Below are 15,271 nucleotides of genomic sequence, written 5' to 3'. Positions count from 1 at the left end.
GTACCCACCCGCTTCTCTTAACGGGATTGCTGCTCCAAATGATTCGCAATCAGCTTACCATGATGGCGGCCAGACTCTATAAATATCTCATTGGCATCCCGGCCTGATGAGATGACTCCAGCTACATACAATCCAGGGACATTCGTCTCCATCGTATCAGGATCGAATATCGGTTTCTCGCGATCGCTCTGCAGCTCAATTCCGCTAGCAGTCAGCATCGTTCGATCCGGTCTGAATCCGGTCAAGGCGAGGACGAAGTCGCTTGCGATGACATCCGTGCCCCCCTCATTACGCTCAATATGAACCTTATCAGGTTCGATGCCTACAACTCGAGAATGATAGTGCATGTCAATATGTCCCTTCGCGATCATACTCTCGAAAATGGGACGTACCCATGGCTTAATATGAGCAGTTAACTCATCACCGCGGTATACAACCGTCACCTTAGCTCCAACTCGCATAAGTTCAAGTGCAGCATCAACGGCTGAATTGTTGCCGCCAATAATAACAACATTCATCCCGGCATAAGGGTGAGCTTCTTGGAAATAGTGCGATACATGCGGAAGTGTCTCTCCTGGGATCCCAAGCATGTTCGGATGATCAAAATACCCTGTTGCAATGACTACATAACGCGCGCGGTGCGAGCTGGATAAGCCGCTGCGTGTCGTAGAATGGACGGTGAACGTGCCATCCTCTTCTTTGTGAACGTGCTTTACTTCTTCATAAGATCGAATTCGCAGCTGATATCGCTCCGCAACTTTGCGGTAGTAGACAAGTGCTTCATCCCGGTAGGGCTTGTCGTGCGGGCTGGCGAATGGCATGCCGCCGATCTCGAGCATTTCCGGTGTACTGAAAAATTGCAAATGGGTAGGATAACGATATATTGAGTTCACAACACAGTGCTTCTCAATGATGAGCGGATTCATACCAATCCGTTGTAATTCTATAGCAGCGGACAGTCCACATGGACCCGCGCCGATGATGATCGCCTGTTCCAATTGATTCGCCTCCGTATGACTAGTTGGTTGCTGTATAATCCAGTGCCTAGTATATTCAACATCCTTATCATATCGAACGTGAAGAGAATTGGCTATCCTCATCCTGACATATTGATTACAAAACATTTACAATATTACTAATGATTCGACGATCGATGTTGTGTACAATGATGTATAGTCTGTGCAATGTCAACCATAGAATTGGAGGGAAAGTAATGACTACAATTTCTGACGTATCTCGTACTGCGAGTACTTTGAAGCGCCCGGAGGCGATGATTTTTGATATGGATGGAACGCTGTTCAAGACAGAGACGTTGTTGATTCCGGCGTACCACAGAACATTTGACCAGCTTCGCAATGAGGGACTGTTCGAAGGGCCAACCCCGCCGGAGGAGCGCATCTTAAGCTCTCTTGGTATGCTGCTTGCAGATATTTGGGAGCGGGTTATGCCAGAGTCCAGCGAAGAGGCAAGACTGCGCGCAGATGATCTGCTGCTCGAAAATGAGTTGAAGGGCTTGCAAGAGGGTGGAACGGAGCTGTACCCGCAAGTGGAGGAAACACTTGCCAAATTGCGAGAAGCTGGTGTAAAGTTATTTGTGGCAAGTAATGGGTTGGAAGAATATGTGCAAGGTGTAGCTGCTGCGCACGGATTGACCGAGCTATTCACGGAGCTGTATAGTGCTGGAGGCCGGCAGACTTCGACGAAGGTGGAGCTTGTAGAGCTTCTGTTGAAGGAGCATGGTATCTCCTCAGCATGGATGGTTGGTGATCGCTCTTCAGACGTGGAGGCCGGCAAAGAAAATGGACAGACGGTTATCGGCTGTCAATATGCAGGTTTCGGTGCGGACGAAGAGTTGAAGGGCTCGGACGTTCTTATCCATAACTTCGATGAGTTGCTGGAATTGTATGCTTCATCGGAACAATAACAACAATTAACAATTACTGAAGGGAAGACAATAATGAAGAAGTAACGTAAGCATGTACCGTGGTGGGCCAGGCCGCCTCCATTGTTCATAGTAGTTGAACCAACAATGCGTTCGCGCGTAACTACTATTTAAACAATATGGAGGCTGATTGGAATGAGTAAACCTGAGATGAATGTTGCTATCGTATGTGGACCGGATTGTGATATGGAGACGCAAGCGCTTCGAGCTACCTTGGAGTACTTTGGAGCTCGGGTGTTCATGTATTGGGTAGGAAGACCGAATGACTTTATCGATGTATTATCCGGCAAGGATCTGTTCCCTAATACGGATCTCGTCATTTTGAACTTTCATGGCGACGAGGGCCGCTTTGTGATGTCTGAGATTGGGGACGAGGTATATGAGGAAGGGGAGCCGCGTGGTGATTTCGGCAGCGAGGCAGTTAGGCAATTTGCCAAGCTCGATGGCCGGACGGTCGTCTGCAACGGATGTGATCTGGGCAATAAGGAGATGGCCGAGGCATTCTTGGATGGTGGCTGCCAGACTTATATTGGGCCTGATGATTATCCATATGGGAACAGCACGTTGATGTTCGTCACCCGTTTCTGTTATGAACTGATCCAGAACAAACGAAGCGTTCAGCAGGCTTATGAACTCGCTCGTGCCGCGGACGAAGATACGATGATGTATCAACTGTATACGAAGTAAGAGAGGAGATGCCGCACACTTGTGCGGCATCTTTGCTATGTATGTGAACATAAATAGGGTTGACCCAAGTGGTGAGTAGGGGTAAGATGGATGGAAAACTTTAGGGAGGCGGGGATGAATGATTCGTATGATGAAACCCAAAAGATTGAAGCAAGGCTCGAAAATTGCGGTGATATCTCCATCGAGTGGACTCCCATACTTATTTCCAGAAACCTTCGAGCTTGGGCTGAGCAACCTGCGGGAGATGTTCGGATTTGACATCATCGAAATGCCGACAGCTAGGATGGAGCCGACTGAATTGTATCGCTATCCAGAGCTGCGAGCGCAGGATATCAACCGATGCTTCGGTGATTCAAGCATCGACGGCATCATTTGTTCCATTGGCGGTTATGAATCAATTCGAATATTGCCCTATTTGGATACTGAAATCATCATGAACAATCCAAAGTTCATTATGGGATTTTCCGATGCAACAACGTTCCTCTCGTACTTGAATCAGCTCGGAATGATCACCTTCTACGGCCCATCAATATTGGCGGGAATAGCCCAATTGAAGCATCTGCCTGAAGCGTATTCAGAGCATCTTCGTGATTTCTTCTTCTCGGATCAATTTCCCTACAACTATGCTCCATATCGTCGGTGGACCAACGGATACAAGGATTGGGGCAATCTCGATACACTTGGAGAGTGCCAGGAATTTTACCCTAATGGGGATGGATGGAGGTTCTTGCAAGGAAGTTCTGTCCAGCAGGGTGAAGTATGGGGCGGCTGTATTGAAGTACTGGAATTTATGAAAACGACAACGTACTGGCCTGATCCATCGTTCTGGGACAATAAGATTCTCTGCTTCGAAACTTCTGAGGAGAAGCCTTCACCGATGCATGTAGGCTACATGCTGCGCAACTATGGGATGCAGGGTGTGTATGAGAAGGTGAAGGGAATTATATTCGGTAGAGCCAAGGACTATAGTGAGGAAGAAAATAAACAATTGTACGACATTATCGTCAATATTGTAGAAGGGGAATTCGGTGCCGGAGATCTGCCAATTGTTGTGAACTTCGACTTCGGCCATACGGATCCGAAGCTTATCTTGCCATTAGGCGGAAGAGTGGAGCTTCGCCCTCATACCAATGAGGTAGTGCTTCTCGAAAACCCATTTCGTGACTAGATGCGAACAACCCACATCACCGTATCCATAGGTACGCGCGATGTGGGTTGAGCGCTATTATTTTATTTCTGGTCTTTACCGGATGAGAGTGCTCCTTCAACAATGGAGATAGCCGCATCTCCTTGGCGCTTCCCCTTCTGGCGATATAGCCATGATGCATATTCCATTGGCCGTGCGATTGCATTCCGATAAGTATCCCGATCCCCGATTCGATGGAACACTTCCCGTGCAGGCTTCGGATTTACTTCGAGCAGCCATACTTGCCCCTTGCGGTCGATCGCGAGATCCAGTGCCAATTCACATAAGGCTCCATATTTCTCTTCTAGGAACTGTGCGATCTCGAGACTGATCCTCTCTGCGTCATCCTTCACTTCTGCAATTCGATGCTCATCGCCTATCCATCTGCGGAGCAGTTCATCCATCCGAACCGCCTCGCCGCCGCCATGCAGGTTGGACGTGATGCTTTTATTTGCTCCAACCCGACCCGCACAGCCTGTCACTTCCCATTTGCCTTCGCCATTTTTTTGCACGAGCATGCGATAATCATGCACGCGTCCGTTCGGCAGCTTCAATGCAATCCCTTGTTGGACGAGATAACGGTCTCTAGCTCTCCAGGCAGCCAGTTTCCTTGCTAGTTGGCCAATCGTGAGCTTCTGCGGACGAATAATCCGGCGCTGATGATCACGCCCTTGTACGAATACGGTGGTGGGATTGAGAGACGAACGCTCGATACGCATAATGCCCCTTCCACCTGTACCGTTTATCGGCTTTAAATAGATTAAGGAATGAGAGCGCAGCATACTCTGCAGATCCTGCATTGACTGATATAAGCGGGTAGTTGGCAAGTGCCCCTTGACCGAAGGGACGGTCGACAGCACCTGGTGAATCGTCCATTTGTTGCGCAGCGGCCGATTTAAGAACAGCAGGTGATTGTACTTGCTGCGGAATCGGCGAAGCTGAGTGAAGCGATGGCTGTTTTGGAGACGGCATCGATCAAATATCATATTCGGAAAACGCGTCCATTTCCGTGTCCAGCGCCTCGTTTCTGGATGATAACACATCGCGTGAATGCGTCGATGTTGGTCATCAACATCCTGTGGTGTGAACACATATACGTCGAGTCCTATTTTTTTGCCGGCTGTGATCATGCGCTGATAGATGAGGCGCTCTTCCAGATGCTTTCGTTCATTCAAGTATAGCGTCAATATACCGAGTGTCGGTTGACTCAAGCTGTATCACCTTCTTCCCGTCCCTTATCCGCCTAATTTGGCAAGATATTGGCAGTATTGAAATATACGCTCGAGCGAACGTTGGCGGATATGAGGCTCATCGAACTTCATCGGTTTGGCATTTGCTTCGAAGAACCAAATGCTTCCGCCAGCATCGACACCTAAATCCATAGACATCTCTCCATGTAGATGCCCGGATGCACGCTCGATCTGTCTTGCGATAATCAGCGAAGCATGTCTGGCACGAATCATGATGCGCTTAGATTGCTCATTACCGAACACAGAGATTAAGAGCTTCTCCGGGTCGTCTATACTACCGCCGCGAGGCACATGTGTCGTAATGCTCATTGTACCTGCGACACGTGCGCCCACGCCTGTAACCTCCCATTGTCCCCGGCCGTTCTTCTGAATCAGGACACGAAGATCGAAGGGGCGACGATTGCTGGCTGCAAGTGGGATGCCTTGTTGCACAATATAGTCGTGGGCGCCGGCTTCCTTACGGATACGGCTCCATAGCTTCGAGATCGTAGCGCATTTATACGATACGCTCTTCTTTTTTTCCTGGATCTTCAGACGGTACTTGAGTGCCTTGGTATGATTCACGCGAAGAGTCATAATCCCTGCGCCTGCTTTGCCGGATTCCGGCTTCAAGAACAAGTAAGGATGTTTATGCAGCATTTTACCTAATGCGGCCGAGGTTTTCAGCCGTCTGGTTGAAGGGATATACTTTTTCGTAATTTTTGATTTTTTCAGCCATTCGAATAAGTGCCATTTATTGAAAAAGTATGGGTTGAACAACTTGATCGAAGGATGTGCGAGCACCTCTTTAATCTTGCTGCGAACCGCTGGAAGACTTTCATCCTCACGAAGGGGGATGCGATTATAGATAACGTGCGGAAGCGGGAACCACTCCTGCTTCCACACATTATTCTCATAGGAATAACCGATGACACGCTTCGCGTGAAGCTTCAAATCCCGAACTGTTAGGAGAAAAACAGTAAACCCCATTTCTCTCCCCTTTTTGATAATATCAGCAAAATTATCTCGGTTGCCGCGGAAGTACTCTCTGTCATCATCCATCGTTAGAATTGCAATGACAGGTGTTTGTGCTGCTTGTTCGTTCCCACTCACGTGATCTCCCCCCTGCGGAATTTGCTTAGGTACAGGCAGTGATCCAAGATATGTTCAATGGAAGCTTGCCCTTCATTCTTAAGGGAAGGGTGCTTGAATATCGAGCGTCCCGGCTTCGCATTTGCCTCGAACATCCAGACCTGCTCATCACGGTCAATCCCAATATCGAAGCCAAGCTCTCCGATCAAATGCGGATGATTGCGCTCAATTGCTTCCGCCAACTGGATTGCGATCTTCCTCGCCTTGTCGAGCACTTCGTCTGAGCGTTCTCCGAATGCACGTTGAAGTGCCTGGGAAGGAGTCATGAGTCTACCGCCATTTTTGACGTGAGTGGTTACACTGCCTTTGCCGGCCTTCTTGGCGCCTATGCCCACCACCGCCCACTTGTTATCTCCGTTCTTATGCATATGGAAACGGAAATCAATCGGACATCCGTCGATCTCGATAAGACGAACGCCCTGTTGAATGACATAATTGCGTAGGCTGCGTCCGTGTCTCGCTTCGAGCATGCGCATCAGACTGGAGAAGGAGCGGAAGCGAAGGAGTACGTTCTTGCCATTTGAAGTATACCGGGCGAAGAACCCCTTCTTCGGCAAGTAGGTCAGCCGATAGATACCGATGCCAAGACTGCCTCCAGAAGGCTTATAATACGCAAACTGATGTCGTTCCAGCATGGTTCGGATTGTGTCTGATGATGGATTCATGATGGATTCAGGAACATGCTGATTGGCTTCTAATTCATTCTTGAGCAGGGCATATACATCCGATTTATTGAAGAAGCTCCAGTTGAAGAACGGGATTTTTTTGCGTGTGAACCGTTCACGAAGCGTATTGTAAGAGCCGGATGTTTCGGCACGTCTGCTAGGCAAGCGGTTGTATACGACATCAGGCAGCGGTACGGTTCGCCTTATCCAGCCCCCCGAAGGACCAAGAAAATAGCCAAGCACCGTATCGTTATTCCAATTAATGTCGCGGGGAGCGAATGCGAACACATATGCTTTCTTATTGCCTGTGCGAAGGATCTGTCTAATAAATCCTGTACGGCTGCCGAAGGGAGTTGAAGATGAGCGGGACGTTCCGTCAGACATTATGCCAATGAGAGGGCCGATATGAATGTCGCCTTCAGCTTCATTCAGCAGATATACAGATCCAGATTTAGGGACGCGTACGGCTGAGCGTAATCCTGCCGTTACATAGAGATGCTTGCCGGGCTTCTGGATCGGTCTGACTGAAGCTGGAATGATCGTCTTTCCGAGCCTGAGCCGTACCGATCTTTTGCCGGCAAGTTTGAGCTGTTTTAATAAGGAGTTGGATACATATAAAATTTTTTCGGAATTTGGCGTCAAATGGACGTTGCATACCGTCAAACTCATGAACTGACCCTCCTAAGGTACCGAACCAACACATGGCGTGCGTACAAGATGGGATTTTCCACTGATTGCAGGGCAGCTTCGTATTCTCCGGTGTGTCTGAATACGGATCTGCCAGGTTTGGAATTGACCTCGAGCAGCCAAGGGCGAGCCTTGAGGTCAATTCCATAGTCGAGGCCGATCTCGCTTATTCGCCCATATTGGGCTTCCAGAAGCGGTGGAATGTATTCGCTGTACGTACTCAGTTGTTCTATAAGCCGATGAACATGATTCGGTTCGAATTGGCTTTCCAAGAATGGTATGACCGAGACGGCGCGACCGCCTCCGTGCAGATTAGATGTGACGCTGTCAGGCTGGCCGACCCTTGCTGCCATACCGGTTAGAACCCAACGGCCGTTTCCGTTTTTTTGCATAAGAACACGGACATCGAACGGCTCTCCTTCTTGGGTAACCAATGATAAATAGGGTTGTATGACAAATCTGCGCTTGCCGACAAATTGTTCGATCCAAGCGAATCCTTCCTGAGGCCGGGAGAAGCTGTGTTGTATGGGATGATTATCGTCGTCCCTTCCACGAAGCTCCAAAGTGCCGGGAAGAGCAGTTGATATCGAATCAGTCTTCTCCTTATCGTTGTCGCGGTAGCGAACATGCAGTGTAGACTTTCCATGAGTGCCGCCATGTGGCTTCAGAAATAGGCCGCCATGATAACGATTCAACAGAGCTGCGAGACTGGAGATGCCTACGAACAACCGAGTGGGAGGCAGTATAGGAGACAGGGATGAATCCTTGCGCATTGAACGATAGATATCCCATTTTCCTCGTAAGCCGATGCCGAGAAGCGTGACGTTCGCCAACTGCTTCATACGGGTGATGGCAGCTTGTGTTTTACGGTATTGCTGCGGATTGCTGTAGGAGCATCTGTCATAAGCGAGCCGGGGAAGGGGGAATGTACGCCGTTCCCATCCTGACTTCCCATATACAAATGCATGAACGGTGCAGTCAACCCAATGTATCCATAACGGGGAGAACACGATAACACGGATACCGTGCTTACGACCGGCAATACAAAGTTTGCGGCAGTAGTCCGCTTCCGCAAATGGCAGCGTTCCTGTGCCTTCACATTGCAGAACGCCAAGCGTCAGCGCAGAAGGTTCTGACATGTTCATTGCTGCCACCTCCTTAGATCCCGGTTAGAAATCGAGAGTAATCCACGATTTTGCGCACAGAGGGCCGTATTTTTCGATCGCCTAAAGGCGTGTTGTCGTTTTTGGATGGTTTGGAATTGACCTCGAGGAGCCAGACCTTCCCCGAGTTATCTACAGCAAGATCGATGCCGAGCTCACCGAAATGAGCGGGAATATAAGTGTCTACACCTTGAGCGATGTCAAGTGCAGCTCGCCTCAGCCGTGCACTTACATCATTCTTCACCGAAGGAGGCAGGTTCGTACGGAATATGGCTTCCTTCACGGTACTGAGTGAGCCGCCGCGTGCCAGGTTGGATACAAAGTGCTGATTGCTCGCAATGCGGGCGACGATCGAAGTGATCGTCCATTTGCCGGAAGCGTTCTTCTGGACGAGTGCTCGGAAATCCACCGGACGCCTACTATGATCGATTAGCGTCAGTCCCTGCTGAATTTGGTAGTGGTTCGTTTTCAACTTGCCAGATAAGCTGGAGAAGACCTTAGTAAGACTGCTAAACTGCTGTCGTTTTGTTCCGTTTAAGGTGGAATATAAGGCTTGATAACTGTGATCCGGGAGCCGGGTGATGCGAATAATGCCTTTGCCAAGGCTGCCGCGTGCGGGCTTTAAGAACACAGTGGTATAACGGCTGCACATGCTTTTTAAGGTGGAGAAGGTACGGAGCGAGTAAGACTCCGGCAAATACTTGGATAGCTCTGCATGAGGTCTGAGTGCTTCGAACACTTCTGTTTTATCCAAGAATTTTTCATTGAAGACAACGGACTGATATCGCGATTTTACTTCTTTCATAAAATGCTGTACGCTAGGTTTGTTCTCCAGCTTGCGTGACGTCAATCGGTTGTTGATAATATCCGGTATCGGCATCGTAACTCGTTGCCAGCTACCATTGGTATTGACCCACGCTTTGACGTTGTGGAGGTCTTGGATATGATCGGGTGTGAAGAAGCATACCCATGCTCCTTGGAGCTGGCATGCATCGACCAATTCCTTGCAGAAAGAGGTAATAGAACCGAATGGCTTATCCGGCATGCTCGGATAATCACGGCTTACTAATACACCAATAAGCGGTCCAAGGCTCAAGATTTGGCTCGATGTCTTGTAGGCCGCACGCAGTGACTGGCCGTTCGTCAGCCCCATCTTTCGTGCAAGTGAGTGATTCATTCGTAGCCCGTCGAAGCGGGAGACGGATATTACTGTCACGCGCTGCTTGAAGGAACCGAACTTCAGAGTCAGCGGCTGGTTGACAGGAACCTTCCACAGCTTGACATAAGCCTCTCCCAACATGAGCACATCGTCTTGCAAGAGGCTGGAGCTGATCAACTGGAGCGTCACTTTTGATTTAGACATGGAGGTTCTCCTTCCAACAACAACTTGCAGTCATTCATACGATCCCATCTGCATGGGTCGATACAGATAGACCGTATACGTTAATTCATCATATGAGGACATATTTCCCTTGGTGATTGACCTATTGAAGGAAATAAAAAGGGGGAATAGACATGCCGGTATGGCTGTTTATCAGTTTTAGTGTTGTCGTTGCTGCTATCGTAGGTGGGGTTACCAACCATTTTGCGATCAAAATGCTTTTTCATCCGCGCAAAGCCATGTATATTGGCCGCTGGCGCATACCATTTACACCAGGACTTATTCCGAAGCGCAGAGAGGATATTGCCGCTTCTTTCGGTGACGTTGTAGCCGAATATTTAGTTACAAGTGATGGGCTCCGTACGATGCTGAATAGGCCCGATACTCGTGAGAAGGCGACAGAAACGGTTCTGCGCATGACTCAGAATTGGTCGGAAGATGACAGAACGGTCAAAGAGTGGGCGGTCAAGTTGTTTCCGGATAAGGAATGGGATGAGATTCGGGATCAATCTGCGCATCGATTGCAGGAATGGACGGCAAATGGGGTTAAGAAGTGGCTCGAGGGGAAAGGCTGGGATGAGCGCCCTCTGATTGAATGGCTTCCTGAAGGGTGGGAGCAGTCATCTGCGAAATGGGCAGACAAAGCCGCAGCTGTGATGCTGTCATCGTTCGAGAAGGAATTGACCTCGTTGCAGGGACAACTGCTCATGACGAAGCTGGCGAAGGATGTCATTGATCGTGCCTCAGGTTTCTTTGGCGCTATGGCAGCGATATTTGTGGATGAGGATAAGCTCGTAACCAAGATGATGCCTGTGCTCGTCGAACAGCTTCGCTCGCCTAAAGTTCGCGCGACCGTTGCAGGTTTCATTTTATCGAAACTTGGTGAATGGCTACAAGAGACACCTGCTCAGATTGTTCGCTCGTGGACGGATATACCCGAAGAGACGAATTCCCTTGATTATATTGCGAGCCAAGCCGCTGCGATGATTCAGTGGCCGAAGCGGATCGATCGACTTGGCGAGATTCAGCCGGCGCATCTGGTTGGCAAGTATGAAGCAGTGTGGAGCGGCTATATTCCACGAGCTGTGGAGGCAGCATTTGCGCTATTGGATCGCAATCTGGACGCTATTGTTCGCGCAGCCCGCTTGCAGGAAGTGGTACGCACTCAGGTGGAGCAATTCCCGATTGAACGTCTGGAGACGATCATTTTAAGTGTGTCGGGCAAGGAGTTCCGAGCAATTACATGGCTGGGGGCTTTGCTTGGAGGTATTATTGGATTGGTGCAGGCTTTTGTTCTGTTAGCTGTCGGATAAACGTCATATTTGGATGAGGACAGTAATATGGAACTATGATATGCTGAAGATTGTATTTTTTGCGGGAGGTAATGAATGATGAGCGTATACGACAAAGCGCACGACTTGGCACGTGCATTGCAGTCCTCTGAAGAGGCCAAAGCTGTAGAAGAAGCAATGATAGCAGTGGATGCGAACCCTGAAGGCAAGCAGATGCTGGATGATTTCCGTGCACGTCAGATGGATATGCAGCAAAAGATGATGACAGGTGAAATGCCAGATCAAGAAGAGATGGAAAAGATGGAGAAATTGTTCCAAGTGATCAGCATGAATGCGGATATTGCGAAGCTGTTCGATGCTGAACGCCGCCTTGCCGTTGTCATTCAAGATGTGAATAAGATCGTCTCTGAATCGCTAGGCCACCTGTATCAATAAGGACAAGAAAGAAGTCATGGGATTCATATAACCGGCATACGCTCTAGTATAGGACAAGAATAGAGATGATGCTTCAGATATCACGGCTCGTCTCAAGTAAGGAGCGTAACGGGATGAAAACGGAACATCATACGGCTATTGTGAAACCACGGAATAACTGGAAGCATGTCATATCCATCATACTGGTTGTAGCGATGCTGATTTATGTATTGCCTACATTGAGCTTCAAGGATGGCTGGACAGCAGCTTCGACGTTCGGCGTTGTATGGATTGCGTTTGCGTTGTTGATTGTGGCTGCTCATTTGCACCGCTTGCTGCGGGTGGATGAGGAGACGGAACAGCGTCTGCAGAAGATTAAGCGTGAGAAATATAGACGCCTGGAAGAGCGTATGAAGCGGCAGCCAGGTTGAAGTAAGCACAATAGCTGACGAATAGAGTCTCTCCATTAGGAGAGGCTCTATTTTTTTGGTTCTGAACCGCTGATTGCGGTCATAATTGTGACATTGTGGGGCAGGAGAAGCATCGCTGAAGTGTTGGAAACAGCATTACTTTTTTTGAGTTGGCATTTGGAATATTTGTCTTGTAAAATGGGTTTCATTGGGAAAAAAATTAAAAATTGAAATTTGAAAAAGGCTAAGATATAATACTCACATCTGTCAAACGAGAACCGTATTAACAAAATGGTCATTCGGTCAATAAGGAGGTGACAGCGTGAATAGTATTCGTTTTTTCTGGTCGGAATTCGTGGCGAATATCCGTACCAAAGATGTGCTTGTACCCGTTTTGGGCCTGCTCATTATCCCGCTGCTGTATTGCGGCGTATATCTGGTTGCGAATTGGGATCCTTATAGCAATGTCAAGCATATGCCTGTCGCTGTCGTCAACGAGGATCGACCGGTGATGTACGAAGGGAAAGAGATTGCCATCGGCAGAGAGCTGATCGAGAAGCTGCGCGATAATGAGAAGGTAGAGTTTCATTTTGTAAGCAGGCAGGAAGCGGAACGGGGATTAAGCGAGAACAAGTTCTACTTGATGATCCGCATCCCTGAACAAATGTCGCATAATGCAACGACGATCCTTGATCCGCACCCGCAGCCGATGAACCTGATATACACAGAGAACAGCAGTTATAACTTTATTTCGGGACAGATCTCAGATAAAGTAGTGCAGAACATCAAGGCAGAATTGTCGCGAAAGGTAACGGAAACATATGTTGAGCAAATGTTCAATGCGATTGACAAAGTAGCGGATGGATTGAATGCTGCTAGTGAAGGTGCGAGCCAAATTGAGCAAGGCTTAGGCCAGCTAGGTGAGGGGATTGAGAGGTTCCGCGATGAATTGAATGCGGCGGTCGATTCGAAGACCTCTCAGGCTGGAACGATGGTGGAACGTGCCTTGGAGGAGAACAAAGAGAAGCTTGATCAGATGATTCATAAGGAAATCGATGAAGCGATCCGCAGCAATAAACCGAAGATGATGGATAAGATTCATCGTGAAATTGATACGCAATCTGATAAGTATTATGATATCGTGCACGATTCGCTGCATATCAAAATTGACGAGCTTGTTCGCACCAAATCTATGCCGGCTAAGGAAAAAGTACATGAACAAATTGATCTGCAAGCTAACAAGTATGGTGAGCAAATTCGGGAGAATATGCATAAAGAAATTGATCATGCTTATGAAGCGAACTTGAACAATGTATTGGCGAAGATCAGCAAGGAGCTTGATGATTCGATAACGAAGATGGAGCCTGCAGCTCGTGCCAAGATGCATACCATCATCGATAATGAGTACAGCAAGCTCGACAGCACGATTCGTTCGTCCATTCATCGCTACATTGATGAGAAGGTGGATGCGATCTTTGACGGTGCAATTCAGCGTGGCAAGGATGAGATGAACAAGATCCACGAGGATTTGAAAATACTTGAGGAGAAGCTTAAGCCCTTTGAAGAACAGATTCCGCCTGCTATGAAACCGCAGTGGGATGAGTTGAAGAAGAAACTGGGGGATGCTCGTGCGAAGGTCGAGGATCGCTTGAACGGCGATAATCTGTTGGCGCTCAAGAATAAGGTGAAGCAGGATCTAACGGAGCTTGCGGATAGAGAGCTGAGCAAGGTGGGAAGTTCGCTTGTGAAGAAGCTGCACGAGGCAGCGGATCAGAAGTTCGATGAAGTCTTCCCACAGATACGCTCCATGGCGAACCGCATGGTGATTGCGAAGGCGAATGAATTGGCTCCTCAACTGCGAGACAAGGCGCATGAGCTTGCAGAAAATATGTATCAGCAGAAGTCGAAGCAGCTAGTCGATACGCTGCATACGCTTGTTGATGAGAAATGGAAGGAATACGAGCCGAAAGTCGTTAACGGCATTCATCATAAAGTAAATGATGAGTTGAACCGATTGGCGCCAGAGATTACGAAGAAGCTGCATAAGGCTGCAGACGACAAAGTAAATGCGATGGAGCCTATGGCGCGTGATATGCTGCATAATTTGGCGGATATGAAGCTGAATGAAGCAGCCAGTCATGTGCAGAAGGTTATGTTCCAGAAGATGAGTAATATGCTGAATCAGGTAGAGAAGGCCAAGGCATCGATTAACGACGGATTTGCGATGCTATTAGATGGTCAGAAGCGACTGCAAGATGGAGGTGCAGAGCTGCGCGACAAGCTGAGAGAAGGTGCAGAGAAGGCGATGCAGCACCCGACCGACAAAACGTATGAGATGATCTCATCTCCGGTCGGCAGTGACCAGCTTGATAATCATGATGTCACAACGTATGGCGTTGGTATGGCCCCGTATTTCTTGTCGCTTGGATTCTTCGTGGGTGCACTTATGTTCTCCATGGTCTATCCGTTGAAACAAACAAGCGGGAGACCTCCATCTGGTATGGCTTGGATGGTAAGTAAATTTGGCTTTATGACAGTCGAGAGCATTCTGCAAGTGATCATCTGCGGTACAGTTGTACTTACGGTCATTAACCTGCCTGTAACCAATATACCGATGTTCTTCCTTGTATGCTTGACAACGAGCTTAACCTTCTTTGCCTTGATCCAATTTTTCATTACGACGTTTGGCAATGTAGGCCGGTTTATCATTATTATTTTGCTCGTGCTGCAGTTGTCTTCAACGGCAGGAACGTTCCCAATTGAGCTGACACCGCCATTTTTCCAGATGCTTCATCCATGGCTTCCGATGACGTACACAATACGGGCTTTCCGCGGCGTTATCTCACTAGGTGATATGGGCTATGTATGGATGAACCTCGGATTTCTGTGGGTGTACATTGGACTCGCACTGGCAGCAAGCAGCTTGTCGTTCCAGATGTTCTATCGCAAGCTAGTGAAAAAGGAGAGAGCAGAATCATCCGCAGTGATTGCGGGATAAGGCTGGAATTCCCTCGTATGCTTAGCTAACAAGCTGGTATCTGAATCGTCAGATGCCAGCTTGTT

General features: G+C 48.4%; 13 protein-coding genes. 7 read left to right on the top strand and 6 right to left on the bottom strand.

Annotated elements, in window-relative coordinates:
- Positions 1-17 precede the first annotated feature (17 nt).
- A complete protein-coding gene (locus ABN764_RS28065) occupies positions 18-998 on the bottom strand; it encodes a YpdA family putative bacillithiol disulfide reductase (RefSeq protein ID WP_072731499.1) in 981 nt (326 codons plus the stop codon).
- A gap of 215 nt (positions 999-1,213) precedes the next feature.
- Here ABN764_RS28065 and ABN764_RS28060 point away from each other — a divergent pair, with 215 nt between their 5' ends.
- The 3 genes from ABN764_RS28060 (at position 1,214) to ABN764_RS28050 (ending at position 3,797) form a co-directional block, all read left to right on the top strand.
- Complete coding sequence (locus ABN764_RS28060; RefSeq protein WP_072731498.1) at positions 1,214-1,924, top strand: HAD family hydrolase; 711 nt, start codon at positions 1,214-1,216, stop codon at positions 1,922-1,924.
- Between the two features lie 153 nt (positions 1,925-2,077).
- Positions 2,078-2,629: a delta-aminolevulinic acid dehydratase gene (locus ABN764_RS28055; RefSeq protein WP_446673760.1), complete on the top strand. Its 552-nt coding sequence runs from the start codon at positions 2,078-2,080 to the stop codon at positions 2,627-2,629.
- Positions 2,630-2,747: 118 nt separating this feature from the next.
- The gene (locus ABN764_RS28050) at positions 2,748-3,797 is read left to right on the top strand and encodes a S66 family peptidase (RefSeq protein WP_446673759.1); all 1,050 of its coding nucleotides are present in this window, start codon (positions 2,748-2,750) and stop codon (positions 3,795-3,797) included.
- Positions 3,798-3,859: 62 nt separating this feature from the next.
- Here the strand turns inward: ABN764_RS28050 and ABN764_RS28045 are convergent, their stop codons facing one another.
- From ABN764_RS28045 to ABN764_RS28025, 5 genes are read right to left on the bottom strand one after another with little or no spacing between them, the layout of a single operon-like run.
- The gene (locus ABN764_RS28045; protein ID WP_072731496.1) at positions 3,860-5,026 is read right to left on the bottom strand and encodes a YheC/YheD family endospore coat-associated protein; all 1,167 of its coding nucleotides are present in this window, start codon (positions 5,024-5,026) and stop codon (positions 3,860-3,862) included.
- A 24-nt stretch (positions 5,027-5,050) separates the two neighbouring features.
- Positions 5,051-6,157: a YheC/YheD family endospore coat-associated protein gene (locus ABN764_RS28040; protein WP_315743476.1), complete on the bottom strand. Its 1,107-nt coding sequence runs from the start codon at positions 6,155-6,157 to the stop codon at positions 5,051-5,053.
- The gene (locus ABN764_RS28035) at positions 6,154-7,530 is read right to left on the bottom strand and encodes a YheC/YheD family endospore coat-associated protein (RefSeq protein WP_072731490.1); all 1,377 of its coding nucleotides are present in this window, start codon (positions 7,528-7,530) and stop codon (positions 6,154-6,156) included. Before ABN764_RS28035 ends, ABN764_RS28040 begins: the two co-directional genes overlap by 4 nt.
- Entirely contained in the window at positions 7,527-8,693 is a 1,167-nt protein-coding gene (locus ABN764_RS28030; protein WP_446673758.1) for a YheC/YheD family endospore coat-associated protein, read from the bottom strand. The genes ABN764_RS28035 and ABN764_RS28030 overlap by 4 nt, the downstream gene beginning before the upstream one ends.
- Positions 8,694-8,706: 13 nt before the next feature.
- A complete protein-coding gene (locus tag ABN764_RS28025; protein ID WP_072731487.1) occupies positions 8,707-10,074 on the bottom strand; it encodes a YheC/YheD family endospore coat-associated protein in 1,368 nt (455 codons plus the stop codon).
- 152 nt (positions 10,075-10,226) lie between these two features.
- Between ABN764_RS28025 and ABN764_RS28020 the strand changes: the two genes are divergently transcribed.
- From ABN764_RS28020 to ABN764_RS28005, 4 genes are all read left to right on the top strand, one after another.
- Positions 10,227-11,405 carry a DUF445 domain-containing protein gene (locus ABN764_RS28020; protein WP_072731486.1) on the top strand — a complete coding sequence of 393 codons (1,179 nt, stop codon included), beginning with the start codon at positions 10,227-10,229 and terminating at the stop codon, positions 11,403-11,405.
- Positions 11,406-11,483: 78 nt separating this feature from the next.
- Positions 11,484-11,819, top strand: a complete 336-nt coding sequence (locus ABN764_RS28015; protein ID WP_072731485.1) for a YlbF/YmcA family competence regulator — start codon at positions 11,484-11,486, stop codon at positions 11,817-11,819.
- 113 nt (positions 11,820-11,932) lie between these two features.
- The gene (locus tag ABN764_RS28010) at positions 11,933-12,229 is read left to right on the top strand and encodes a hypothetical protein (protein ID WP_446673757.1); all 297 of its coding nucleotides are present in this window, start codon (positions 11,933-11,935) and stop codon (positions 12,227-12,229) included.
- Positions 12,230-12,530: 301 nt separating this feature from the next.
- Positions 12,531-15,206 carry a YhgE/Pip family protein gene (locus ABN764_RS28005; RefSeq protein WP_446673756.1) on the top strand — a complete coding sequence of 892 codons (2,676 nt, stop codon included), beginning with the start codon at positions 12,531-12,533 and terminating at the stop codon, positions 15,204-15,206.
- Positions 15,207-15,271: the final 65 nt, after the last annotated feature.

The organism is Paenibacillus wuxiensis, assembly GCF_040195695.1.
Taxonomy (GTDB): domain Bacteria; phylum Bacillota; class Bacilli; order Paenibacillales; family Paenibacillaceae; genus Paenibacillus_B; species Paenibacillus_B suaedae.
Note: the sequence above shows the minus strand (reverse complement) of the source record. Positions and strands in the feature narration are given on the sequence as shown.

What these genes read in the sequence shown, in the direction of transcription:
- ABN764_RS28060 (WP_072731498.1), top strand. Translation starts at nt 1,214, where the DNA reads ATGACTACAATTTCTGACGTATCTCGTACTGCGAGTACTTTGAAGCGC.
- ABN764_RS28055 (WP_446673760.1), top strand. Translation starts at nt 2,078, where the DNA reads ATGAGTAAACCTGAGATGAATGTTGCTATCGTATGTGGACCGGATTGT.
- ABN764_RS28050 (WP_446673759.1), top strand. Translation starts at nt 2,748, where the DNA reads ATGATTCGTATGATGAAACCCAAAAGATTGAAGCAAGGCTCGAAAATT.
- ABN764_RS28035 (WP_072731490.1), bottom strand. Translation starts at nt 7,530, where the DNA reads ATGAGTTTGACGGTATGCAACGTCCATTTGACGCCAAATTCCGAAAAA.
- ABN764_RS28030 (WP_446673758.1), bottom strand. Translation starts at nt 8,693, where the DNA reads ATGAACATGTCAGAACCTTCTGCGCTGACGCTTGGCGTTCTGCAATGT.
- ABN764_RS28025 (WP_072731487.1), bottom strand. Translation starts at nt 10,074, where the DNA reads ATGTCTAAATCAAAAGTGACGCTCCAGTTGATCAGCTCCAGCCTCTTG.
- ABN764_RS28020 (WP_072731486.1), top strand. Translation starts at nt 10,227, where the DNA reads ATGCCGGTATGGCTGTTTATCAGTTTTAGTGTTGTCGTTGCTGCTATC.
- ABN764_RS28015 (WP_072731485.1), top strand. Translation starts at nt 11,484, where the DNA reads ATGAGCGTATACGACAAAGCGCACGACTTGGCACGTGCATTGCAGTCC.
- ABN764_RS28010 (WP_446673757.1), top strand. Translation starts at nt 11,933, where the DNA reads ATGAAAACGGAACATCATACGGCTATTGTGAAACCACGGAATAACTGG.